This is a genomic window from Duganella sp. GW821-FHT01E12 (assembly GCF_059422325.1).
The window spans coordinates 42,046-66,373 of the sequence record NZ_JBWKWR010000003.1 but is presented as its reverse complement, the minus strand read 5'-3'; the positions used below and the strand labels follow the sequence as shown (position 1 = coordinate 66,373).

The window sequence follows — 24,328 nt, the reverse complement described above, 5'->3', positions numbered from 1 at the left end:
CTTGCGTGGCTACACCGGTTTTAATCGTATCTGTATTCAAACTCGCCATCGCGCACGCCGACCGCGATGCCGGCCAGCGGCCGTTCCCCCATGCTGCGCAACAGCAGCTCCGAGCTGATGTTCGGCAGCATGGTATTGGTCAGGATCGCGTCGACCACCCGCGCGCCGCTTTCCAGTTCATTGCAGCGCTCCGCAATGAGCTTGGGCACAGCCTCGTCGTAGGCGAAGGGAATCCTGTGCTGTTCGGCGATCCGTTTGCCGATGCGGTCCAGCTGCAGGCGGATGATATTGCCCAGCATTTCGTCGGACAGCGGCGCATAGGGCACGACCACCAGACGTCCCAGCAGCGCGGCCGGAAAAACCGTCAGCAGCGGTGCACGCAGCGCTTGGGCGATCCCGTTCGGGTCCGGCACCAGTCGCGGGTCCCGATACATCCGCATCAGCAGCTCGGAGCCGACGTTGGAGGTGAGCAGGATCAGCGTGTTCTTGAAATCGATGTGGCGCCCTTCCGCATCCTCCATCCAGCCTTTGTCGAAGACCTGGAAGAATATCTCGTGCACATCCGGATGGGCCTTCTCCACTTCGTCCAGCAGCACCACGCTGTACGGTTTGCGGCGCACCGCCTCGGTCAACAGCCCGCCCTCGCCGTAGCCGACATAGCCCGGCGGCGAGCCCTTCAGGCTCGATACCGAATGAGCCTCCTGGAATTCGCTCATATTGATGGTGATGATGTTCTGTTCGCCGCCATACAGCGCTTCGGCCAGGGCCAGGCCGGTTTCCGTCTTGCCCACCCCGGACGGGCCGCACAGCAGGAACACGCCGATGGGCCGGTTCGGATTGTCGAGCTTTGCGCGCGACGTCTGAACTCTGCGGGCAATGGTCTCCAGGCCGGCGCGCTGCCCGACAACCCGCTGGTTCAAGGTCCGCGCCAGCGAGAGTACGGATTCCACTTCGTTCTTCACCATCCGGCCGACCGGGATGCCGGTCCAGTCCGCAACCACAGATGCCACCGCCTGGGCATCGACCGACGGCATGACCAGCGGCGTTTCGCCCTGCAGCTCGGCCAGTTTCCGCTGCAGCCCCTGCAGCCTGTCCAGCGCCGCAGCGCGCGCCGCACCGCCCGCCGCTTGCGCTTCCCCGTCGACCGCAACGCCTTCTGCGCGCAATTGCGCGCGCAAGGACAGGATTTGCTCAACCAGGTCTTTTTCACCGGCCCAGCGCGTCTCCAGGCCATCGAGGCGGCTGCGCTCGGCACTGGCCATTTGCTCCGCCGCCGCCCGCCGCGCTCCGGCGTCGAGGCCGATCGCCTCCTCGCGGCCGATGATTTCCAGCTCAGTTTCGAGCGCCTCGATACGCCGCCGGCAGTCTTCCACGCCGGCTGGCGTGCCGTGCTGGCTGATCGCCACGCGCGCGCAGCTGGTATCGAGCAGGCTGACGGCCTTATCGGGCAGCTGGCGCGCCGGGATGTAGCGGTGCGACAGCCGCACGGCGGCATCGATGGCCTCGTCCAGCACCTGTACCCGGTGATGGCTTTCGAGCGCGCCCGCCAGCCCGCGCATCATGCGGATGGCCTTTTCCTCGTCCGGTTCTTCGATCTGGATCACCTGAAAGCGCCGTGTCAGCGCGGGGTCCTTCTCGATATATTTCTTGTACTCCGCCCAGGTGGTCGCGCCTATGGTGCGCAAGGTGCCGCGCGCCAGCGCGGGCTTCAGCAGGTTGGCCGCGTCGCCCGTACCGGCCGCGCCGCCAGCGCCGATCAGGGTATGCGCTTCGTCGATGAACAGGATGATCGGCTTGGGCGAGGCCTGCACTTCATCGATCACCTGCCGCAGGCGGTTTTCGAACTCGCCCTTCATGCTGGCGCCGGCCTGCAGCAGGCCGATGTCCAGCATGAACAAGGCAACGTCTTTCAAGGGCGGCGGCACGTCGCCGCTGGCGATGCGCGCCGCAAAGCCTTCGACCGCGGCGGTCTTGCCCACACCGGCCTCGCCGGTCAGGATGGGATTGTTCTGGCGGCGGCGCATCAGGATGTCGATAATCTGGCGCACTTCCTCATCGCGTCCGGTCACAGGATCGATTTCGCCCTTGCGGGCCCGCTCGGTCAAATCCACGGCGTAGCGCTTGAGCGCCTCCTGCTTGCCTAACTGCGCCGGCGCCATTGCGCCGCTGGCCTCGCCGGGCGCGGCGGCCTGGCCGCCGCCATCCGTGGCCGGCAAGCGCTGTTCCGGCGAAGCGGAAACGATGGCGGAAAATTCCTCGGTCAGGCTATCGAGCTTGATGCGCTCAAACTGTTTAGAGATATGCGTCAGGACATTGCGCAGCGAAGGCGTCTTCAGCATGCCGACCACCAGGTGTCCGCTGCGTACCTGCGTTGCGCCGAACATCAGCGTGGCATAGACCCAGGCCCGTTCGACGGCGTGTTCGATATGCACGGACAGGTCCGAAATCGAGGTGGAACCGCGCGGCAGGCGATCCAGCGCGCTTGTCAGGTCGGCCGCCAGCAGCGAGGCGTCCAGTCCGAAATGGCGCACGATGCGATGCAGGTCCGAATCCTGTTCCTGCAGGAGTTGCTGCATCCAGTGTTCCAGTTCCACGTAGGGATTGCCGCGCAGCTTGCACAGCACCGTGGCCCCTTCGATGGCCTTGTAGGTCAGGCTGTTCAGTTTGCCAAACAGGGCAACGCGGCTGATTTCACCCATGATGTTTTCCTTTTGCCGGCAAGCCGGCGGTGAGCCGTTCCGCATCCAGGACCAGGTCCCGCGCGTCTTCCTTGCGCGCCCGGGTGCCCAGCCACGTGCTCCAGCCCAGCCGTTGAAATTTACCCAGGCGCGCCGGAGGAACTTCCTCCCGCTTGAGCAACAGGCGGACATCCCACTCCAGCTCGAAACAGCAGTATTGGCGCACCCAGGCCACCAGTACTCTCAGCGCCCGACCGCCGGGCAGGAAGTCTTCCAGCTGGCGCAGGTCGAGCGGACCCAGGCACAGGCGGAACTTGTGCTGCCGGTCCCATACCCGCCGCCCCAGTACCGCGCCCTGCCCCAATCCCGCTTGCGGCCTGGCGCCGTTGGACGCCAGCGTGGTGCGCTCCTCCACCGCCAGCTTCAGCCAGTGGCCGACGTAGGGTTCCAGCGTGACCCGAAGGCGGAAATACCCGCTCAGCAAGGCCACCAGGCCATCGCTGTTGCGCACCTGGCGCGCCAGCAGTCCCGCATAGAACAGCTTGGCGCAATCCGGCACGGCGTCGCGCTCGCGCAGGCTGGCGTCGCCCAGGCCGCACAAGGCACCAACGTAGATCGAAAAGCGGTCCTCATGCGGCCGGTCCAGGCTGACGGTTGGCTGGGCCTGCGCCCAGGCGCGGTAGAACAGCGCCAGGAAGCGATGGTGGAACAGGTCGAGAAAGCGCGTCAGTGCCAGATCGTCCGCGTGCTGCGTGCGGTTGCGCGCGAACTCGGTCAGATGCAGGGGCAAGGGCCCGTTCGGACCCAGCAGGCCGAAAAACCGGACCTCCAGCCGCGGCGCCGCCGCACCTCGCGGCACACCGAACGCGGACAGCGTGGCCGGCGCAAAGTCCATTGCCGCCTCCTGCGCCAGGCGCACCGCCTCGTCGGCCGGCCGCAGGGCCTGGCCTATGCGCGGCAGCTGCGGGTGCAGGCATTCGATGCGGCGCAAGGCCTGGAAGAAGTCGTGCCGATACGGCGCCATTTCCAGTGCCTGAAAATACGTCAGATGATCAAGCCGGTCCCGCATTTGGGCTCCCAACGCATGACTTCACCGCGTCCAGCGGAGCGCAGCACGGTCTCGGTGAATGAGTTGATGGATACGTAACGGGCGAAAAATTCCTCCATCACGCTGCCAAACAGGAAAGCGCTGCCGCCCTGGAAGCCCATCTCGTCGACGTCCAGTTCGATCCGCAGACCGCGCCCGAAGGTGATCGGGCCGCCGCCGCGCAGCCGGCGCACGACGGGCGACGCGTGCACGGCATGCAGCGCATCGATCTGCCTTTGCAGTTTGCCGCCCGTGCTGGCCGCGTACAGGGCCAGCATCTGGCGCAATGCCTGCGCGCCCTCGCCTTCGTCGGTATTCAGCAGGGACAGGTAGTTCAGCGACAAATGGCTGATGAAGCGCCACGCCGTTGCCCCTTCCCACACCGGGGAATACGGCTTGGACGGACCTTTCACGCACCGGATCGCCGCGACCGGCGCCGCAAAGTCCAGGGCGAAGTCCGACGCCCCCGCGCCCAAGGGCATATGCAGGGGAAGGTCGCGGTTGGTACACAGGGTGGTGATGGAAAGCTGGCGCAAGTCGTGCCGGAACGGCGCCTCGTCAGGGTCGACCAGCGAAACGAACACCTCGCTGCCGACATAGCTGGAACGGAAACCGTTGGTCTTCTGCGCCGTCGACAGGACGCGGGGTTCGCGCTGGGTGGTGAAATAGGCCGCGTGCTGCTGCCCGGCCTCGTGATAGGCCGCGTAAAAAGGCAAGAACCGCCGTTCGCTGTCGCCACCGACGCCATGGCCGGTCACACTGTCCACCTGGTAGACTTCGTAATCCATCGGCCGTGTGCGGTCGGCCACCACGTGATAGTCATGGCGGCTGTCGCTCAAGTGAACCCGGTCTGCGCGCTTGGGAAAGAGATTGATCGCGGGCGTGCAGAACAACGAGAAATTGGACGCGTCCACCACGCTCTCGAGCGAGGGATCGCCGCGCTCGAACAGCAGCACCACCTCCAGCTCGCCGCCGGCGTGGCGGCGCACCGCCGGCCCGAGACCGTGCAAGTCGACGAACAGTAGACGCTGCGGGAACGCGAAGTACTCCTGCAGCAAGCGGTAGCCCTGGAACGAGCGCAAGGTCGTCGGCAGCAGCGCCTGCTCATCCCGATAGCCCAGCGGCCTGACATGCGCCGGCGAGAGGAATTCGTGCCACGGCCACGGGCGCGCTGCCGGCGCCACCAGCATGCCGGCGCAGGCGCCGAGGCACAGCTCATGCAATTTATAGGCGACCTCGTCGCTGCCGGACAAAAAGAGCTGCAAATCTTCAAGCCGCAGTTGCTGGAACTGCAGGCCGGCGCTGGTCTTGAGCCGCAGCCGCACGCCTCCCTTGATGCGCTTGGCGATGGACAATGACGCCAGAGGCAGCTCCGGCGCAAAGGAAAAGTATTCAGCCGACGCTATCTCCAATGGCCAGAGGCGCACATCCTGCGCCGTGCGGAACTCGCAGGCGACGCTGTCCCCCTTGCCCGGCGCGCTGCGCAGGATGCTGCCGCGGGCAATCGTCAAGCCCTGCGCCAGGTTGGTGTCGTCCGGCTGCGGCCGGAACAGCGCCATGAGCATGGACGGCATGGGCGCCAGGAAGTTTGGATAGACGATCTCCTGCAACCGCTGCGTAAAGCGCGGAAATTCGGCATCCAGCTTGAGCTGCACCCGCGCCGCCATGAAACCAACGCCCTCCAGCAGGCGCTCGACATAGGGATCGCTGACCTCGATCCCGTCCATGCCCAGCCTGGCGGCGATCTTGGGAAACTGGCGTGAAAACTCGGCGCCCATTTCGCGCAGATGCTGCAACTCCTGGTTGTAATAACGTAGCATGCGGGGATCCATCTCAGCCACCCTTGCCAAGGTCCAGCAGCTCCACCACGCCTGTTTCCAGGTCGACCTCCGTGCGCAGGCATAACTCAAGGGGCACCGGCTGCGCCCACAGGTCGCCGCGGATTTCGATGCGCACGATATTGTGCTGATCCAGCATCGAATCCTGCGCCAGCGCCCGCACCTGCAGCGTGGCGGGCACAATGCGCGGCTCGAAAGCGAGTATCGCGTGCATGATGCTGCGTTCGATCTCCGTCAGGTCCAAGGTCGATGCCGTTGCTCCCGACATCGCGGGCAAGCCAAAATTGAGCACCGAGCGTTGCACCTGCTCGTAGTCCGCCAGCCCCGCACCGGCGCCCGGCCGGCTGCAATTGAACAGCCATGCGAGATCGCGCAGGACCGCGGCGCGCAGACGTTCCTTGCCCAGCAGCCGCTCCGCTTGCGATTCCCGCTGTTCGTCCGGCGCCTCGTCCACCAGGCGGTCCAGCAACGCAGGTTGCAGCCGCTCCTGCGGCGTAAGCTCGGCCATGTGCTATCCCATCCCGCCATGTTCGGCATCCCGCAGTCCGCTCATGCAGGCTCCTCGTAAATGTCCATCTCGAACGATGTGGCGCCGCGATAGGCGCCGTCTGCGCCTTGCTGCTTGTATTCGACCACCAGTTTGCTGAACGCGATGCTCAACTCCTCCGTCAGTTCCGCGAACTCGCCGGGAGGACTGGACTGCACCTGGATGGCCGAGATACGGGCTTTTGCCATGGATATCTTGAAATACTCCACCGGATCGGCGCCGCCGGCCTTGCGGACGGTGAGCACGGCTTCCTTGAGCACCTCGTTGCCGCGCAGCGCAGCCATGAGGGCGGTGCTGGCGCGGTCCACCCGCTTGGCCACCTTCAGCTCCCGCACCGCCGTCTTGCCGGTCGGCTGGCCGTGCAGGTAGTTGCCCTCCATTCCCCAGGACCACGCCAGCACGTCAATTTCGTCCTGGTGCGATGCGTCCCGCGCCTCGCCCCTGATGGCGCCCTGCCTGGCGCCATCTATCCTCAGGAACATATCGCCTTGCGCCATCTGCTCTCCCGCCGGCGGCTAGGCCTTGACGTTTTTCGCAATATGCCAGGCGGCTTCCACCGCGGCCTCGCCCGAACCGTCCGCTTTCTGCGGCGTGTATTCCACCTTGAATTCGGCGAAATTCAGCCTGATGGTCTCGGTCAGGCGATCCTCGCCGCCGCTGCCGCCGGTATCGATGGACGAGATCAGCACATCCTTCATGGTGATCTTGATGTATTCCAGTGGCTTCTCACCGGCCTTGCGGATGGTCAGCAGCGCTTCCTTGTGGTGCTTGCCGTTGCACGCGGCCATGATCAGGTTGGGCGAGGCCTTGTCCAGGTACTTGGTCAGATTCAAGTCCTGCACATTGACCTTGCCCGCACCGCCGCCGCCGCCCGAGTGCATGGTGCCCGACTGGCTCAGGCCCCAACTCCACGCCAACACATCGATTTCATCCTTGTGCTTGTCATCGCGGGACTCGCCCTTGATATCGTCCAGCTTTAAAAACATGTCGACAGCCATGACCTTCCTCCTTGAATAAATGAGCTAAGTTACTGTTCCATGCCTGGCTTCATGCCGCCTTTGCCGAGGGCAATTTGGAAACCAGGCTGAGCGACACCGTCAAACCTTCCAGCTGGAAATGCGGGCGCAGGGAGAACTTGGACGTGTAATAGCCCGGGTTGCCTTCGACTTCTTCCACCACCACTTCGGCGGCAGCCAGCGGCTTGCGGGCCTTGGTGGTTTCCGACGAATGCGCCGGATCACCGTCGACGTAATTCATGATCCAGTCCTGCAGCCAGCGCTGCATTTCCTCGCGCTCCTTGAAGGTGCCGATCTTGTCGCGCACGATGCACTTGAGGTAATGCGCGAAGCGGCAGCAGGCAAACAGATAGGGCAAGCGCGCCGCGAGGTTGGCGTTGGCCGTCGCGTCCGGGTCGTCATACTCGAAGGGCTTTTGCAGCGACTGGGCGCCGATAAACGCGGCAAAGTCCGAATTCTTGCGGTGGACCAGGGGCATGAAGCCATTCTTAGCCAGTTCCGCCTCGCGCCGGTCGCTGATCGCGATCTCGGTGGGGCACTTCATATCGACGCCGCCGTCGTCGGTCGGGAAGGTATGGGCCGGCAAGCCCTCCACCGAGCCGCCCGATTCAATGCCGCGGATGCGGGAGCACCAGCCATACTGCTTGAAGGAGCGGTTGATATTGACCGCCATGGCATACGCCGCGTTGGTCCAGGTGTATTTGCTGTGGTCCGCCGCGCCGGTATCCTCCTCAAAATCGAACTCTTCGACCGGGTCGGTCTTGGCGCCGTACGGCAGGCGTGCCAGGAAGCGCGGCATGGCCAGTCCGATATAACGGGCATCCTCCGATTCGCGCAGCGACCGCCAGGCCGCATACTCCGGCGTCGTGAAGATTTTGGTGAGGTCGCGCGGATTGGCCAGTTCCTGCCACGAGTCCATCTGCATGACCGCCGGCGAGGCGCCAGCGATGAACGGTGCATGCGCGGCCGCCGACACCTTGGCCATCTCTCCCAGCAGCTCCACGTCCGGCGGGCTGTGGTCGAAGGCGAAGTCGGCGACCAGGCAGCCGAAGGGTTCGCCGCCGAACACGCCATACTCCTCTTCGTAGACCTTCTTGAACAAGGGGCTCTGGTCCCACTTGGTCCCCTTGAAGCGCTTGAGCGTCTTGCCGAACTCCTGCTTGGAAATGTTCATGATGCGGATCTTCAGCATCTCATCCGTTTCCGTGTTGTTGATGAGGTAGTGCAGGCCGCGCCAGGTGCCCTCCAGTTTCTGGAAGTCCGGATGATGCATCACCAGGTTGATCTGCTCGGTGAGCTTGTCGTCCAGCGCAGCGATGATGGCCTCGATCGACTTCAGCACATCATTGCCGATCAGCGTCGTTTGCGCGAGGGCCTGCTCCGCCAGCGTGTGGACAGCTTGTTCAACGGCCGACTTGGCCTCGTCGCTTTTCGGCTTGAATTCCTTTTGCAGCAGGGATGCGAATTCGCTCTGGGCCAGGGCGACGCTTTCGGCCTTGTCGGCCAACAGTTCGGTTTCAGACATTTCCTCAGCTCCGGTAAATGATGGCGTGATTGATGGCGTGTTCAGCTTGCCCTGTCCTCGTCTGGCTTGGCACTGGCGGCCAGCGACTTGAGCAAGGCCGGATCGCTCAACACCTTCGCGATCAGTTCCTCGGCGCCGGACTTCCCGTCCATATAGGTCATCAGGTTGGACAGTTGCTGGCGCGCCTGCAGCAGCTTGTTGAGCGCATCCGTGTTGCGCGCCACCGCGCCCGGCGAAAAGTCGTCCATTTTGTCGAAGCTGATATCGACGCTGATGTTGCCTTCCCCGGTCAGGGTGTTGGGCACCTGGAAGGCCACGCGCGGCTTGATGGCCTTCATCCGGCTGTTGAAGTTGTCCGCGTCGATGTCGAGGAACTTGCGTTCATCCACCGGTGCCAGCGGCTCCACCGGCTTGCCGGACAAGTCTGCAAGCACGCCCATTACGAACGGCAACTGTATCTTCTTCTCGGCACCATACAGTTCCACGTCGTACTCGATCTGCACGCGCGGCGCGCGGTTACGGGCGATGAATTTCTGACTGCTGTCTTTTGCCATGACCTACTCCCACAAAGAAAGCCTACACACCGGGTGCCCGCGAAGCACTCCGCCGATTTTCTGTCAGTCCGATAGCCGCTTCTCTCCCGGCTAGCTGTGCTTGACGCCTGCTATATCCTGTATCCGGCCCAGGCTGTCTGGAGCGAGGTCCTGGATGATTTCTACAAAGCTCTTGTTCATGAGCCGCTGTGCGCGGCGTATCAGCAGCGGCGCCGGGTTTCCCGGTTCCGTTCTTTCAAAGAATACGCAGATCTTTTCCAGCTGCCGGATGGCATCCTCGCGATCGCGGATTTCGCCCGCCACGGCGGCCGCTTCCGCCGTGGGCTCGCCGGCGGCCGGCGCGCCGCCTCCCATGGCCTCGTCGTGAGCCTGGAGCACGGATTTCAGCATCTCCCGCAAGCCGGCCAGGTCCACGGCAAGGCCCTGTCCAACCTTATCCAGCAGCAGCGAGCGGATGGCATCGATGCACTCGATGCCGGATCGGGCGGCATCGAACACGCCGCCTTCTTTCGATGCCGAGATGGCGATCGCCGCCGATATCTGTGCCAACGACGGCGTCGTTTCGCCGCTCACCGCCTTGTACTTCCCCATGCCGATCATCAGGTCGCGCACGCTGACCCGCCCCATCGGGCCAGCCGGTACGATCAGGGCATTGCGCACATCCGCCAGCAGCGCCCCGCTGTCGCCCAGCGCCGCGAGTGTGTTCATGCGCACGGCGGGATCGTGCTCGCCTTCGATTTCAAGCCGCGGATGCACTTCATTCCAATAGCGTTCAAGCATGGCGCGCACCAGGGACAGCCCCGCGTTCAGGCCGACAATGCCTTCGGTGCGGACCAGGGCGCGCGTCAGCAATGCTGCGACGCGCAGGTCCTTCGTGCGCGAAAAGAGGCTCAGTGACTTGTGTTTGAGTTCCGGCCAATCGGGCGCTTCGGCAGGCACCACCTGGTCGCCTAGCCTTTGTTCTGCCTTGCCCGCTGCAATGCGCTCGAGTTCCTGGTATAGGGGATCGTATTCAAGGTATGGTCCGCACGGAGGACGTTCCGGCACTTCAGCCAGCAACTCATTCATATCAAGCACGCAGCAACCCTCCACGTTCAATCGATACGACCCCGATGATTCGGTGCTGTCACGATGCGTAGTTCTGCGCGCAACAGGCATGACGTCTTCCACAATTTTATCTCCAGAATATCAGTCAAATCTCTCGCATTGTAACCGTGCGCGGGGTTGAAATTTCCTCCGGAAAAAATCTTGGTGACTTTCAATACGCCCTTATAGATACTACGTTCCTGCCACGCACCGCTTGAATATTTTCCCGCACGAGATGCGCCACGAATCGTTATACTTCGGCATACAGAGCATGAGTCAATCGACAGCAGGCGATACCTGTTAAGTTTACTTTCCCAGCCAGAACACACATGAGCGCCCCGTCCTTCAGCGACAACGACCAGACCGTGCTAAGGCCCGGCCGCGCTTCACCGCACGCACTCGCTGCGGGCACACTGCTGGCGGAATTCGAAATCAGAAGTGTGGTTGGCCAAGGCGGCTTTGGCATCGTCTACCGGGCCTACGACCACTCGCTGGGGCGCGAGGTCGCACTGAAGGAATACATGCCGGTATCCTTTGCCGGCCGCCAACACGACACCCACGTGACTCTCCTGTCCGAGCACTACGCCGAGGCATTCAGGATCGGCCTGCAAAGCTTTGTCAAAGAGGCGCAGCTGCTCGCCAAATTCGATCATCCATCGCTGGTCAAGGTGTACCGCTTCTGGGAAGCCAATGGCACCGCCTACATGGCCATGCCTTTCTACGACGCGCCGACTTTCAAGCAGCTGCTCAAACGCGAGCGCGCCGCGTTCGCCGAGGAGGCATGGCTGAAACGATTTCTCGGCCAGATACTGGACGCCTTGCAGGTGCTGCACGACAAGCGCTGCTATCACCGCGACATCGCCCCGGACAATATCCTGATGCTCGAAGGCCGCACGCCCTTGCTGCTCGATTTTGGCGCCGCGCGCCACATCATCGGCGACGTGACGCAAACCCTGACCGTCATCCTCAAGCCCGGCTACGCGCCCATAGAGCAGTATGGCGACATGAACCACATCAGCCACGGCCCGTGGACCGATTTGTATGCCTTGGCGGCGGTGACGTATTACATCATCACCGACTCCGTGCCGCCGGCCGCCATGGCCCGCGTCATCTCCGATTCGCTGGTTCCGCTGGCGGTGAGCGCCAAGGACCGCTATAGCGCGCCGTTTCTGGAAGCGCTCGACGCGGCGCTGAACCTGAAGCCCGAACACCGGCCGCAGAGCATCAGCCAGTTCCGCGCCATGCTGGGACTGGAAGCTCCGCCCCCGGACGGCCCGGTGACGACGCCATTGGTCCGCCCGCCGATTGCCGATGCAACGCAAGCCGCCGTAAATAGAACGCTGCAAGTTTCCGGCCGCGCGACGCAGCCAGGGCCTGGCGCACACGTCACCGATTCCGAAGTTACCATCCCCCTGATGGCGCAGCCAACGGCGGCGGCGACGCCAGACGGCACCGGCATCCCCCCCGTTGCGGCGGAAAGAAGGTCACCGGACTGGCGGCGCCTGGCGAAGATTTCGGTTGCCGCCACGGTACTGGCATTGATGGCGGCGGCGCTGCTCTGGCCATCGTCCAAGCCGCGGCCGGTGCCGCAAGTTGCGGTCAATGAGCTGCCGCCGGCCAGGCCCGCCCACGTCCCCTTGCCCGCGGCCGTCGTCCCTGCGCCGGCTGCATGTCCGATTAAATCTGGCGATGGCAGGCCAGCCTGTCCGGTCATGGTGGACATCCCGGCCGGCAGTTACCGCATGGGCGCGATGCCCGGCGATACCCGCGCCGCCAGCGAGGAGTTCGGTGCGGTCACCGAAAAAATCGCCGCGTTCAGCATAGCCGCACACGAAGTCACGGTCGAACAATGGCAGTTATGTGTTGCCGATGGCGCCTGCCCGACCGTCAAAAAAGCGCCCGCAACCGCGTCAGGCAAGCTGCCGGTCACGCAGGTAAACTGGGATGCCGCCCAACAATTCGTCAAATGGCTTTCCGCAAAGACCGGTGTGCGCTACCGCCTTCCTACCGAGGCCGAGTGGGAATACGCCGCGCGCGGAGCCGCAGGGACGGCCTATCCGTGGGGCGATGCCATCGGACAGGATCACGCGCACTGCGGGCAATGCGGCAGCCATCTCCCGATCGCCGGGCCCGCGCCTGTCGGCAGTTTCAAGGACAACCAAGGCTTGTACGATATGGTGGGCAACGTCTATGAATGGGTCGACGACTGCTGGTATGGCAGCCACGCCGACGCGCCCACGAAGCGCGACGCGAACGAGAACGCCGCCTGCAGGAAGAAGGTGCAGAAGGGAGGAGCTTACGATTCGACCGAAGCGGACGTGCGCCCCTCCGCCCGCACCTGGGACGACCGCGCCAATGCCGATGCACGCGTCGGTTTCCGGGTCGCGCGCTAACACTGGAAATCCGTTTCAGAAAGGCCCCGCATGAAACGCAGATATGACACCCTCGCCAGCTTGCTGATTGCAGCCCTCGCTGCCTGCTCGCATATGGAGCCCGCCCCTCCGGCTACGCCCGCACAGCCTGCAGGCGCCGTGCAGACGACGCCGGCAGCCGCGCCATCCACGCTTGAACCCAAGCCGGAGCCCAGCGCCAGGGAGCTGGAAGAGGAATCCCAGCGCCTGCTGTCCCTGCAAAAGAGCTACTTCAACATCTTCCGCATCGACGAAGCCAATATCGGCCTCACTCCCAGGCCAAATGCGATCGGGGTCTTCGACTTGCAGAGGCCGCCGCACGGCGCGCGGATACGGCTGACGGTTTCCCTGCAACCGAAGAAGCCTGTGCGCTTATCGGTCGGAACCTATATGGTGACGCTGGATACGGTCGTGGATTACATCGAAGTCCAGGTCTGCCAGTCGGCCTCATGTGCCGGCAAGCGGCAACGCATCGTTCGCTCGCTGCCAAAAGTACTCCCGGTTCAAATCTCCCCGCAGAACCAGTACTTCGGCGGCAAGGACTTTTCACTGGCGGAGCCGACGAGCGCCGAAGGCAAGGACAAGAGCTACAAGAGCCTGTACCAGGATGTGGTCATTACCGTGAAGCGGATCTCTGTCACGCCAGGTCCGGCATAGTGCGGGCCTGTCTGCATTGGCCTGCTGCTGCGGCGCAACATCAAATCTTGTTTACAAATCCCGCCAAAAGTCTACACTGTGGCCAATCTTGGTAGCGCTAACATCGGCTGGGTAATATGGGCACACACAGGTGGCAGATACGACCGTGAACAAACAACTGACCTGGCGCGAAAAGATCAGCTATGGCATTGCCGATATGGGCTTCAATTTCTATTGGACCAATATCGCCACCTTCCTGCTGATTTTCTACACCGACGTCTTCGGCATCTCGGCCGCCGCCGCCGCGTCGATGGTGTTCACGATTAAAATCGTCAACGCTTTCACCGACCCGCTGATTGGCGCTATAGCCGACCGCACCAACACCCGCTTCGGCAAGTTCCGCCCCTACCTGATATGGCTACCGCTGCCGCTGGCCGGCGCCGCCTTCCTGACCTACACCACGCCCGACCTGTCCGAGGGCGGCAAGATCGTCTGGGCCTACGGCACCTATCTGCTGATGATGGTCTGCTACACCTGCATCAACATTCCGTACAACGCCTTGTCCGGTGTGCTGTCGGCCGATCCGCAGGAGCGCTCAACCGTCAACGGGCTGCGCTTCATCTTCGCCTTTGCCGGCGGCACCTTGGTGACGGCGGCCACGCCGGCGCTGGTACGCTGGCTGGGCCACGGCGACGACAAACTGGGCTGGCAGCTGACGATGCTGGTGTGGGGCGCGCTGGCGTCCGCGCTGTTTGTGACGACCTTCCTCAACACGCGCGAACGCGTGGCGCCCGCGCCCACGCAGCAGTCCAACGTCTGGCAGGACATCCGCGACCTGTCGCGCAACCGGCCATGGGTGGCGCTGTTCTTCCTGGCGCTGATCATCATGATCACCATCACGCTGCGCACCACCAGCGCGGCCTACTACTTCAAGTACGTGGTCGGCCGGCCGGAGCTGATGCAGGGCTTCATCCCCGCCTACATGATCTCGGCGGCTGTCGGCGCCTCGCTGACGCCGTTCCTGACGCGCTTCATCGACAAGCGCAAGCTGATGATGATTTTGATGAGCACCACCGCCCTGCTGTCGCTGGCCTTCTTCTTCGTTCAGAAGGACCAGGTCACGCTGATGTTCGCGCTGCAGATCGCGACGGGCCTGGTGCTGGGGCCGAAATCGCCGCTGGCGTTCTCCATGTATGCCGACACCGCCGACTACAACGAATGGCGCACCGGCCGCCGCGCCACCGCGATGACCTTCGCCGCCGCCACCTTCTCGCAAAAGCTGGGCACCGCCGTGGCGGTGGCCGTCATCGGCTGGTTGTTCACCCGGCTGGGCTACGTGGCCAACGTGGCGCAGACGTCCGGCTCGCAGGCCGGCATCGTGTGGTTGATGTCCTTCATTCCGGCGGCGTTCGCGGTGTGCGCGGTGGCCGTCATGTTCTTCTATAACCTCGACAACACCAAGCTGGCTCAGATCCAGGCGGATCTGGATGCGCGCAAATCTTAAACGGAGAGTTTCAATGTTAGGCCCTACCCACGACGGCGACCGCTACGAACTGACCAGCCCGACGGCGATGCCGCGCGCGGCCGGCTTCCTGTGGAACCAGAAGATGATGATACAAGTGACCTGCCGCGGCTACGCCACCGCGCAGTTCATGCAGCCGGAGCCGGCCAAGTATGCCTACGCGCCCAACCTGGAGGCCAAGACCTTCATGCAGCCGGAGCAGAACTACTACGCCCATCATCCGGGCCGCTTCTTCTACATCAAGGACGAGGAAACCGGCCAACTGTTCTCGGCGCCGTACGAGCCGGTGCGCGCGCCGGTGGACCGCTACAATTTCTCGGTCGGCAAGAGCGACCTGTCGTGGACCATCGAGCACCTGGGCGTGCGGGTCGAGCTCAATCTGAGCCTGCCGGTGGAGGACGTGGTGGAACTGTGGTCGCTGCGCGTGACCAACCTGTCAGGCCGGCCGCGCAGGCTGAGCGTCTACCCCTACTTCCCGATCGGCTACATGTCGTGGATGAACCAGTCCGGCGAATACCGTGCGGACCTGGGCGGCGTGGTGGCCAGCTGCGTCACGCCGTATCAAAAGGTGGCCGACTACTTCAAGCAGAAGGACTTCAAGGACAAGACCTACTTCCTGTGCGAGGAAGCGCCGGTGGCGTGGGAAGTCCGGCAGATGGCGTTCGAGGGCGAAGGCGGCCTGCACCATCCAAGCGCGCTGCAGGATGAACAGCTGGGCAACAGCGACGCCCGCTACGAAACGCCGACCGCCGTGGTGCAGTACCGCCTGGCGTTGGCCGACACGGAGGCGCACGACTACCGCTTCATCTTCGGCCCGGCATTCGACGACGCCGAGATCCGCGCCGTGCGCGAAAAATATCTCGGCGCCGCCGCCTTCGCCACCGCCCGCGCCGACTACGCCCGCTACATCGCTGGCGGACGCGGATGCCTGCGGATCGAAACGCCGGACAAGGAACTGGACAACTTCGTCAACCACTGGCTGCCGCGCCAGGTGTTCTACCACGGCGACGTCAATCGCCTGAGTACCGATCCGCAAACCCGCAACTACCTGCAGGACAACATGGGCATGAGCTTCATCAAGCCCGGCGTCATGCGCAACGCCTTCCTTCACGCGCTGTCGCAGCAGGAAGCCAGCGGCGCCATGCCGGACGGGATACTGCTGGCCGAGGGGGCGGAGCTCAAATACATCAACCAGGTGCCGCACACCGACCATTGCGTGTGGCTGCCGGTCGCGCTGAAGGTCTACCTCGACGAAACCAACGACTATGACATTCTTGACGTGGTCGTGGCCGGCCACGAGGACGGCATCGCCCTCACCGTCGCCGAACGCGTGAGCAGCGCCATGGACTGGCTGCTGCAGGCGCGCGACCATCGCGGCCTGAGCTACATCGCCCAGGGAGACTGGTGCGATCCGATGAACATGGTCGGCTACAAGGGACGCGGCGTGTCCGGCTGGTTGACCGTGGCCACCGCCTACGCGCTGAACTTGTGGGCGGAGATTTGCGAGCAGCGCGGCGACGCCAGCCGTTTCCGCGCCGGCGCCAAGGCCGTCAACCTCGCCGCCAACGAGCACCTGTGGGACGGCGACTGGTACGCGCGCGGCATCACCGACGACGATGTCCGCTTCGGCATCCGCCAGGATGCGGAGGGCCGCATCTGGCTCAATCCGCAGGCGTGGGCTATCCTCGGCGGCACGGCCAGCGGGGAGCAGCGCGCATCGATGCTGGCGCAGGTGGAGCAGCAGTTGGCTACGCCGTACGGCGTGGCCATGTTCGCGCCGCCGTACAGCGCCATGCGCGACGACGTGGGGCGCGTCACGCAGAAGCATCCCGGTTCGGCGGAGAACGGCGCGGTGTACAACCACGCCGCCGTGTTCTACATCTACAGCCTGTACACCATCGGCGAGAGCGACCGCGCCTACCAGCTGCTGCGCCAGATGATACCCGGCCCGAGCGAAGCCGATTACCTGCAGCGCGGCCAGCTGCCGGTGTTCATTCCGAATTACTATCGCGGCGCCTACCACCAGTACCCGCGTACCGCAGGCCGTTCCAGCCAGTTGTTCAACACCGGCACCGTGTCGTGGGCCTACCGCTGCTTCATCGAAGGCCTGTGCGGCCTGCGCGGCGACGGCGACGCCTTGCTGGTGCGTCCGCAGCTGCCGCGGGAATGGGACGGCATCAAGGTCACGCGTGAATTTCGCGGCGCGACGTTCAAGGTGTCCATACAACGCTCCGACGTCGAGGAAATTCAGGTCTGGCGGGAAGGCCAGCGTTTGCCGGATGGCCGCGTGACCGGTATCGTTGCGGGCGGAGTGTATGCGTTGCAGGTATTGATTCCGCGCCGCGGGGCCGCAACGTAGGCGAAGTCCGCAAGCGCTTCGAACGGCGAGCTATCGCGCCGGCGACGGCACGCCCTGCGGCGCCTGGCCGCCGTGCGGTATCAGCCAACCGCCATCGGCCAGCCAGTCGGCCAGGCGATCCGGCCAGTGCACGTCGGACAGGCGCTCCGAACGCTGGCCCATGTTGAAGGCGTGGTCGGTCTCCGCATACATGTGCAGCTCGGCCGACACGCCCGCCGCCACCAGTTGCTGATACAGGGCGATGGCCGGCGGCGCGCAGCACTTGTCCAACGATCCCGCAACGATGAAGGCCGGCGGCGCGTTCTGCACGGCCTTGGCCGGCACGCCCAGCGGGCCGGGATAGACCAGCACCTGGAAGTCCGGCCGAGCGCTCAGTTTATCGACCTCGTCCGCAGTGCCCGCCGGCGCGGGCACCGGATTGTCGGCCACCAGCGACACCAGTTCGCCACCGGCCGAGAAACCCATGATGCCGAGCCGGTTCGGATCGATCCTGTACTCCGCCGCATGCGCCCTCACCCAGCGCACCGCGCGCCGCAGGTCGGCAGCCGCATCGTTCTCGATGCTGTAGGTCGAACCCTGATCGCGCGCGAGCCGATACTTCAACACGAAGGCGGTGACGCCGGAACGGTTCAGCGACCTGGCCGCCACCAGTCCTTCGTTATTCCACACCAGCATGCGATGGCCGCCGCCAGGCACCACGATCACGGCGGCACCGTTGGCGTGGCGCGGATCGGCCTCGACCACGGTCAGCGACGGATCGTGGATGTTGCTGATATAGGTGTTCTGCACGGTCTCGGCTTCGTTGCGACGCTGCTCCGAGCCCGGCGCGCCATGGGGCCACAGTTGAACGGTCTGCTGCGCCCCCGCCTGCGCGCACAGCAACAGCAGCCCCAGGCCGAATTTGTTAATGCCCATTGAAGCCTCCCGCTGCGTAAAGGGTATGGTGAGTCAGGATGAACAGCGTGCCATCGCCGTCGCCGCCGAAGATCAATTGCAGTGGACGTTCCGGCACATCGATGCGGCCGACTTCCTTGCCGTCCGGCGCGTAGACGAACACCTGGCCATTGGCGACATAGACGTTGCCGGCCTTGTCCACGGCGACGCTCTCGCCGCCCCGATTGGCCACCTGTTTCAAGTCGCCGATGCCGCCGCCCTGCCCGATCACGCCGCTGTAGGTGCGGTTCTCGGAGCCGTTGGTGAACACCACGCGGCCGTTGGCGCCGGCCGCCACCAGGCCGTGCGTGTCGAGCGTGTCGGAGAAGCGGTGGCCGAGGTGATTGGCCGGACCTTGCTGGAACACGCGGTAGGCCGGCATCACCAGGCTGCCGTCCGGCGACACGTACTCGCGCTGCTTCGGCAGCGCGACATCGCGGGCGAACATTTCAGCCAGCGTGGTGAACTCGTAGCTGTCCGGGTTCAGCTGGTCGCGGAACTCGCCGTTCCGCCAGAAGTTGACCGGCACCACGGTTCGGGCGCCGGCGTGGGCGGCGACCGGCGTCGGCTTGACCAGTGTCAGCGCGCCGGCCGGCTGATCCGGGTGGAACGAGTAGACCGTGCCTTCCGCGCCGTGCGAGGACAGCACCATCAGCGCGCCGCTCCGGTCGAAGGCCAGGTTGACGGCGTCCAGCGGCACGTCGCGCACCACCATCAGGCCCTCGGCCTTGGACCAGCTGTAGATGCGCTGGAAACGGCGATCGACAAAATAGAGTTTGCCTTGGGCGTCAACCGCCGCGCCGGCGATCGAATAGAAATCGCCTTCAAGCTTGCCGATCTTGACGCCGGCGCCGACGCCCGCATCGGCAGCGGCTGCGGGACCGGCGGCGTCGACATCGAGCGCAGCGAACTCGCGCTCGCGCACCTCCAGCTTGCGGGTGACGTCCCGCAGCGCGTTCTCATACGGGTACTTGGTGGCGCGCAGATAGGTGTCGCAGCCGTTGTCGTCGCAGGTGGCGTAGCCGCTCTCGCCGTTGACGTGCACGTTGCGGAAGCGGATGCCGCTGGAATTACTCAACTTGACCGCCGATGGCGCAGGCTTGATGGAGCGCGTGACGCGGTAGGCATGGTAATTGGCGAACAGCAGATTCTTCGAATTGCGGATCTCCAGCGACACCGAGTCCATGCCATCGCGCACTTCCTCTTCGGTTTGCGGCGCCAGGAATTCCCAGTTCTCCACGCCATCGAGCACGATCTCGGCGCGGATGTGGTGTTCGGCCGACAGTTCGTAGACCTTGCCCGGCGTCCTGGTGTTCGACACGTAGAAGCCCGCCTGTGCGAAGGTGCTTGGCGTCCAGCAGGCGACGAAGGTGCCGCCGCCGCCGTCGGTCACCCAGATGCTGGGGTACTGGCGGTCCCAGTGCGCGGTGGGGTCGAAATCGGCGCGCTTCTGGTAGGGATCGCGCCGCGTGCCGTCGTACAGCCGCGTGCCGTGGCCGCCCTGGATGCGGATGTCGTCGACCAGCGAATCGGCGCCCGCCTTCCACAGCAGCGCCGTCGCGCGCGGGTTGACTTCGCCGGTGGCCAGGCCGAAGCCGGTGACCATGGCGTCGCCGCCCCTGGCGCTTTCCAGCAGCGCCTTCGGGCCGTCGACGCCGGCGTACAGCGGCGAGCCGTTCGGCAGCACCAGCTGCGTCAGGCCTGGGTGCAGTCCGACGAGCACCGTGTCCGGCTTCATGCGGATGGTGTCGTTGACGATGTAGAAGCCCAGCGGCAGGTACACCACGCGCTTGCTGTCGATGGCCTTCTGGATCGCGGCCGTATCGTCGGCCTGGCCGTCGCCGAGCGCGCCGAAGCCGTGCACGTTGGCCCATTCGGTACTTGGCGGCAGCGCACGCATGACCTGGCGCGGCGCGGCCGGCAAGGCCTTCAGCGCTTCCATCCTGATGCTGGTGGCGAACTGGCCGGTGCTGCCCAGGCCGGGCAACGCCAGGCCGTAGCTGAATTCCCTGACCGCGTAGGCGCCGTCGGCGCCGGCGATGGTCTTGCCGCTGTCGCGGAAGCGCGCGAACACCGGCGTGTTGCGGGCCACTGCGTGGTCGAAGCCGACCTGCGTGTAGACGTTGCCCTCGTTGCTGATGACCACCGCCGCCTTCGACACATTCTCGAAGCGCACGTCCTTGCCCCACAGCCAGTCGCCGTAGCCGCGGTCGATCTCGATGCCCACCGGCGTGTTGCGGATGCTGGTGTTAATCAGCGTGAGTCCCGCTTCGTGCTCGCGGATGGCGGCATCGCGCTGGCCTTCGAAGCTCGAATCCATCAACGTGTATGGCCACGCCGGCGAAGTCTTCTCGGACAGGATGCCGTAGCGTCCGCCGTAGAACTTCAGGTCGAAACTCTCGTTGCCGACCTGGTAGATGCCGGCCAGGCCGGAGCCGATATGAAAGTCGATGTGGCTCAGGTAGGAATGCTGCGCCGTGCGCAACCGCACCGCCGCCGCGGCGGGATTGCCGTCGCCGATCTCGAAATCGACGTTGCTGAGCGCCGAATAAAACGTCGACGAATTGGCGTCGCGCACCTGGTCGCTGTACGGCACGGCGCCGGCCACCGGCACCGGCACCTTGCCCACCGTGTACTGGTCGCCGCCGGTGAACACGATCATGTTGGCGACGCCCTGCTGGAAGCCCGGCGTGCGCGCGCCGAGCACGAACACCGGCCGCGTCCGGCCGACGCCGTACAGGCGCACTGCCGGCGGCACCAAAATTGAACGGGAAATGCGATAGCGGCCCGATGGCAGGAACACCACGCCGCCCTCGCCCTTGTTGGCGGCGCTGGTGACGGCCTGCTGGATGGCGTCGGTGTCGTCGGCCACGCCGTCGCCCTTGGCCCGCACTTTCACGGCGCGCGGGTCGTCCGGCATGGTCTGGTAGGCGGACGCCGACGCGGCTTGTGCGGCATGCGCGACCGGCTGCGCGCACAGAACCGCAGCCGCCGCCACGAGGACGCGACTCATAGTTAGACTAGTCATGCGCATCGCCCAGTATGGTTTAGAAGCTGTAACGCACGCCGGCGCGGTACACGCGGCCCAACACATCGTACAGCGTCGGGTTGATGGCAAAGCTCAGGTTGGCCTGGGGCGCCGCCACCGGATCGACGTTGCCGATGTTGTCGATCTTGAAGTAGGCGGTGGTCTTCGCGTTGACCTTGTAGGTGCCGCCGAGGTCGACGTAGAACGCGCCCTTCATCTGGTTGTTGTAGATGGTCGGGTGTATCGTGGTCGACACCGGGCAATTGGTCTGGCACTCGATGAACTCGTTGCTGTAGACGCCCTTGCTGATCCAGCGTTCGGTCAGCATCAGGCCGAACTTGTCGGTGTCCCACGCTTGCGATGCCAGGCCCTTCCACTTCGGCGTGCCGCCCAGATTGTTGCCGGCGCCTTCAGACGGAATCGTGCCCACCACGCCAGGATCGGTCAGGAAGCTGATGGTGCGGGTGGCCAAGGCGCGGAAGGTCAGGCGGCCCGGCAGGCCGAAGTCCTTCAGATTCATGCGGTAGGCCGCCTCGATGTCGTAGCCCTTGTTGCGCAGCGAGGCCAGGTTGAACGCCTGCACCGTCACGTAGTTGTTGGTGGTGTTGGCGCTGTTGAGCACCATCGCCGAGCAGATTTCCTGGTTGCCGGCCACGCACAGGTCGACCTCCTGCTGCGCCGACAGGGTCGAGATCACGCCGTTGACCTTGATGTCGAAGTAGTCGACCGAGGCGCTGAAGCCAGGCAGCCACTTTGGCTGGTTCAGCACCGCGCCGAACACGGTGTTGCGGGCGATCTCGGGACGCAGTTTAGTGTTGCCGACCGTGCGCTGCTGGACCGTGATGGTGTTGCCCTGGTAGCTGACCACGTTGTTCACCACCACGGCGGCCGCGTACAGTTCGCTCAAGTTCGGTGCGCGCACATCCTTCGAGGTCACCGCGCGGAAGCTCAGGCCGTCAACCGGGGTCTTCCAGCTGCCACCGATCTTCCAGCTTTCCACGCTGCCCGAGGTGCTGTACCTGGTGCGGCGGTCGGCCACGTTCAGGTTGGCCTCGCCGAAGGTGGCGGACTTGAGCATCGGAACGTTCAGCTCGACGTAGGCTTCCTTGACGTCGTAGGTGCCCGAGGCGTTGTGGTAATTGCCGGCGTACCAGTTGTTGCCCACCGCCGTGTTCAGCAGCGGGTCGGCCGGATAGTCCGGCGTGTTCGGGCTGCCGGCGGAGACGCCGTTGCCGTATGGGTCGCCGGTCACGCTGTAGTGTTCGCGGCGGTACTCGGCGCCGGTCGCCACGGCGATAGGACCGGCCCACGATTCAAACGGTTCGCCGTGCAAGTTAAAGCTGGCGACCTGCTGCGTTTGCTTGGTGTGCTGTTGCGGGCCCATGCCCGGTTCGATGTAGGCCATCGCCGCCGGATCGGCCGGAACGTCGCCGATGATGTTCAGCGGCACGCAGCCGGAAGCCGCCGCCACCGGGTTGCGGCAGACGATGTTGCCGTTCGGGCCGCGCACCGCGTCGATGGCGGCGTTGTAGCGCGCGTTGAGCGAGATGTCGTGGACGATGATGTCGGTCTTGTTCTGGCCATATTCGGCGTAGCCGTCGTACGACCATTCCTTGCCGGCCAGCTGGAAGCGGCCTTCGGCGCCAAGCACCACGCGTTCCATCTGGCGGGTCGGATGGACGTTGATGTTGCGCGGGAATTCGGCGTTGGCCGTGCCGTACTGGAAGCTGGTGATCCTGTTGGCCGCGCAGGCGGCCACGATGGACGCCGGCAGGAACGGGTTGTCGCACTGGATCGTCAGGTTGGCGTTCTTGGCCGCGCCCGGGTTCGGCGAGAACGCCGATTCGACTTTGCCGAAGTTGGTGGTCAGGTAGATCTCATGGTCGGGATTGATGTCGAAGCCGACGCGGGTGTACGCCACCTGGCGCTTCAGGTCCATCGCCAGGTTGGTGCCGGCGCCGACGCTGCCGCTCAGGTCGCCGCCGACGCAGAAGGGATTGACGCAGCCGGTCACCGCGCCGGTGCCGGTCGGCTTGCCGCCGCCACCGTAGTTGAACTGGTAGGGTGCGCCGCCGGGACCGAAGGCCGTGCCCTGCAGCGGGCCGTTGGTGATCAGGCCGTACTTGGCGTACTGGTATTGCTGGGCGTGGTCGATGACGGTGTATTGCGGCTTGCCGTCGTTGGTCTGCGCCAGCGGGCGGATCTGGTAGGCGGTGTTCTTGTACCAGCTGCGGCCGTTGGGGCCGACTTCGCCGAATCCGGGCGAGTCGATGCCCTTCTCGCGGCCGAACTCGCCGCTGACTTCGACGTGCAGGCGGTCGTCCATGAAGCCCTTGCCCCAGGCCGCCTGCACGGTGCCGTTGCGGTCGTCGTGGTAGCTGGTCTGGCCGCCTTCGACGTTGGCCTTGAAGCCTTCGAACTTCTTGTCGGTGACGAAGTTGACCACGCCGCCGATCGCGTCCGAACCGTAGGACGCCGACGCGCCACCGGTGACCACGTCGACGCGCTTGACCAGCAGTTGCGGGAACTGGCTGACGTCGGTCACGCCGGTGACGTTGGCGCCCACCACGCGCTGGCCGTCGAGCAGGGTCAGCGTGCGGATCGGGCCCAGGCCGCGCAGGCTCAGCGAGCTCAAGCCCTGGATGCCGCTGGAGGTGCTGTTGGTGCTGGTGGTGCGGCCGGTGCTCCCCTGCAGCGCAGGCAGTTCGGCGATGGTGTTGAAGATGTTCGGCTGAGCGTTCTTGGCCAGGTCGTCCGCGTTCAGCACGGTGGTCGGCGTCGGCTGGGTGAAACCGCGCGAGGCGATGCGCGAGCCGGACACGGTCACCACCGTCTGCACCGGCGCGGCCTCGGCATCCGCGCCGGCGTTGGGCGGGTTCCGGTCGCCGGTGGCGGCGGGCGTGGCGGCAGCGGCTTGCTGCGCGTAAGCTGGCATGGCGATCCAGCAGCAAGCGCTGGCCACGGCCAGGCTCATGATGTTGTTACGTGTACGCATTGTAGTCTCCTGCACTATTTTTATGAGGTAATGGTCAACGCGCGGAATTTCTGACGGCTCCGCTACGCACTGCATGCAACGCTGCCCGGCCCGTCAAGCCAGGCGGTATTCGG

Annotated in this window: 16 protein-coding genes; 4 read left to right on the top strand and 12 right to left on the bottom strand. The window is 64.6% G+C overall.

The annotated features are described in order from the left end of the window. Positions 1–20 precede the first annotated feature (20 nt). The 9 genes from tssH to AC07WS_RS10335 form a co-directional block, all read right to left on the bottom strand. Entirely contained in the window at positions 21–2,699 is a 2,679-nt protein-coding gene (gene tssH, locus AC07WS_RS10375) for a type VI secretion system ATPase TssH (RefSeq protein ID WP_494728977.1), read from the bottom strand. Next, complete coding sequence (gene tssG / locus AC07WS_RS10370) at positions 2,692–3,747, bottom strand: type VI secretion system baseplate subunit TssG (RefSeq protein WP_494728976.1); 1,056 nt, start codon at positions 3,745–3,747, stop codon at positions 2,692–2,694. The genes tssH and tssG overlap by 8 nt, the downstream gene beginning before the upstream one ends. After that, on the bottom strand, positions 3,723–5,585 hold the full coding sequence (gene tssF / locus AC07WS_RS10365) for a type VI secretion system baseplate subunit TssF (RefSeq protein ID WP_494728975.1): 1,863 nt from the start codon (positions 5,583–5,585) through the stop codon (positions 3,723–3,725). Before tssF ends, tssG begins: the two co-directional genes overlap by 25 nt. 13 nt (positions 5,586–5,598) lie before the next feature. Then, positions 5,599–6,111, bottom strand: a complete 513-nt coding sequence (gene tssE, locus AC07WS_RS10360; protein WP_494728974.1) for a type VI secretion system baseplate subunit TssE — start codon at positions 6,109–6,111, stop codon at positions 5,599–5,601. Positions 6,112–6,152: 41 nt separating this feature from the next. Beyond that, the gene (locus AC07WS_RS10355; protein ID WP_494728973.1) at positions 6,153–6,647 is read right to left on the bottom strand and encodes an Hcp family type VI secretion system effector; all 495 of its coding nucleotides are present in this window, start codon (positions 6,645–6,647) and stop codon (positions 6,153–6,155) included. 18 nt (positions 6,648–6,665) lie between these two features. Next, on the bottom strand, positions 6,666–7,148 hold the full coding sequence (locus tag AC07WS_RS10350) for an Hcp family type VI secretion system effector (protein ID WP_494728972.1): 483 nt from the start codon (positions 7,146–7,148) through the stop codon (positions 6,666–6,668). A gap of 49 nt (positions 7,149–7,197) precedes the next feature. Next, positions 7,198–8,691 carry a type VI secretion system contractile sheath large subunit gene (gene tssC / locus AC07WS_RS10345; protein ID WP_494728971.1) on the bottom strand — a complete coding sequence of 498 codons (1,494 nt, stop codon included), beginning with the start codon at positions 8,689–8,691 and terminating at the stop codon, positions 7,198–7,200. A 41-nt stretch (positions 8,692–8,732) separates the two neighbouring features. Then, entirely contained in the window at positions 8,733–9,245 is a 513-nt protein-coding gene (gene tssB, locus AC07WS_RS10340) for a type VI secretion system contractile sheath small subunit (RefSeq protein WP_494728970.1), read from the bottom strand. A 90-nt stretch (positions 9,246–9,335) separates the two neighbouring features. Then, positions 9,336–10,313 (bottom strand): type VI secretion system protein TssA, encoded by a 978-nt coding sequence (locus AC07WS_RS10335; protein ID WP_494728969.1) that lies wholly within the window; start codon positions 10,311–10,313, stop codon positions 9,336–9,338. Between the two features lie 347 nt (positions 10,314–10,660). Between AC07WS_RS10335 and AC07WS_RS10330 the strand changes: the two genes are divergently transcribed. From AC07WS_RS10330 to AC07WS_RS10315, 4 genes are all read left to right on the top strand, one after another. Then, positions 10,661–12,724: an SUMF1/EgtB/PvdO family nonheme iron enzyme gene (locus AC07WS_RS10330; protein WP_494728968.1), complete on the top strand. Its 2,064-nt coding sequence runs from the start codon at positions 10,661–10,663 to the stop codon at positions 12,722–12,724. 30 nt (positions 12,725–12,754) lie between these two features. Further along, complete coding sequence (locus AC07WS_RS10325; protein WP_494728967.1) at positions 12,755–13,399, top strand: hypothetical protein; 645 nt, start codon at positions 12,755–12,757, stop codon at positions 13,397–13,399. A 145-nt stretch (positions 13,400–13,544) separates the two neighbouring features. Then, positions 13,545–14,882: an MFS transporter gene (locus AC07WS_RS10320; protein ID WP_494728966.1), complete on the top strand. Its 1,338-nt coding sequence runs from the start codon at positions 13,545–13,547 to the stop codon at positions 14,880–14,882. Between the two features lie 13 nt (positions 14,883–14,895). Beyond that, complete coding sequence (locus tag AC07WS_RS10315) at positions 14,896–17,259, top strand: GH36-type glycosyl hydrolase domain-containing protein (protein ID WP_494728965.1); 2,364 nt, start codon at positions 14,896–14,898, stop codon at positions 17,257–17,259. Positions 17,260–17,289: 30 nt separating this feature from the next. On the opposite strand, the gene AC07WS_RS10310 is transcribed toward AC07WS_RS10315, so the two are convergent. The 3 genes from AC07WS_RS10310 to AC07WS_RS10300 are packed head-to-tail and all read right to left on the bottom strand — an operon-like array spanning position 17,290 to position 24,215. Beyond that, complete coding sequence (locus AC07WS_RS10310) at positions 17,290–18,174, bottom strand: alpha/beta hydrolase (RefSeq protein WP_494728964.1); 885 nt, start codon at positions 18,172–18,174, stop codon at positions 17,290–17,292. Beyond that, positions 18,164–21,205 carry a glycosyl hydrolase family 28-related protein gene (locus tag AC07WS_RS10305; RefSeq protein WP_494728963.1) on the bottom strand — a complete coding sequence of 1,014 codons (3,042 nt, stop codon included), beginning with the start codon at positions 21,203–21,205 and terminating at the stop codon, positions 18,164–18,166. Before AC07WS_RS10305 ends, AC07WS_RS10310 begins: the two co-directional genes overlap by 11 nt. A gap of 34 nt (positions 21,206–21,239) precedes the next feature. Then, a complete protein-coding gene (locus AC07WS_RS10300; RefSeq protein WP_494728962.1) occupies positions 21,240–24,215 on the bottom strand; it encodes a TonB-dependent receptor plug domain-containing protein in 2,976 nt (991 codons plus the stop codon). Positions 24,216–24,328 lie beyond the last annotated feature (113 nt).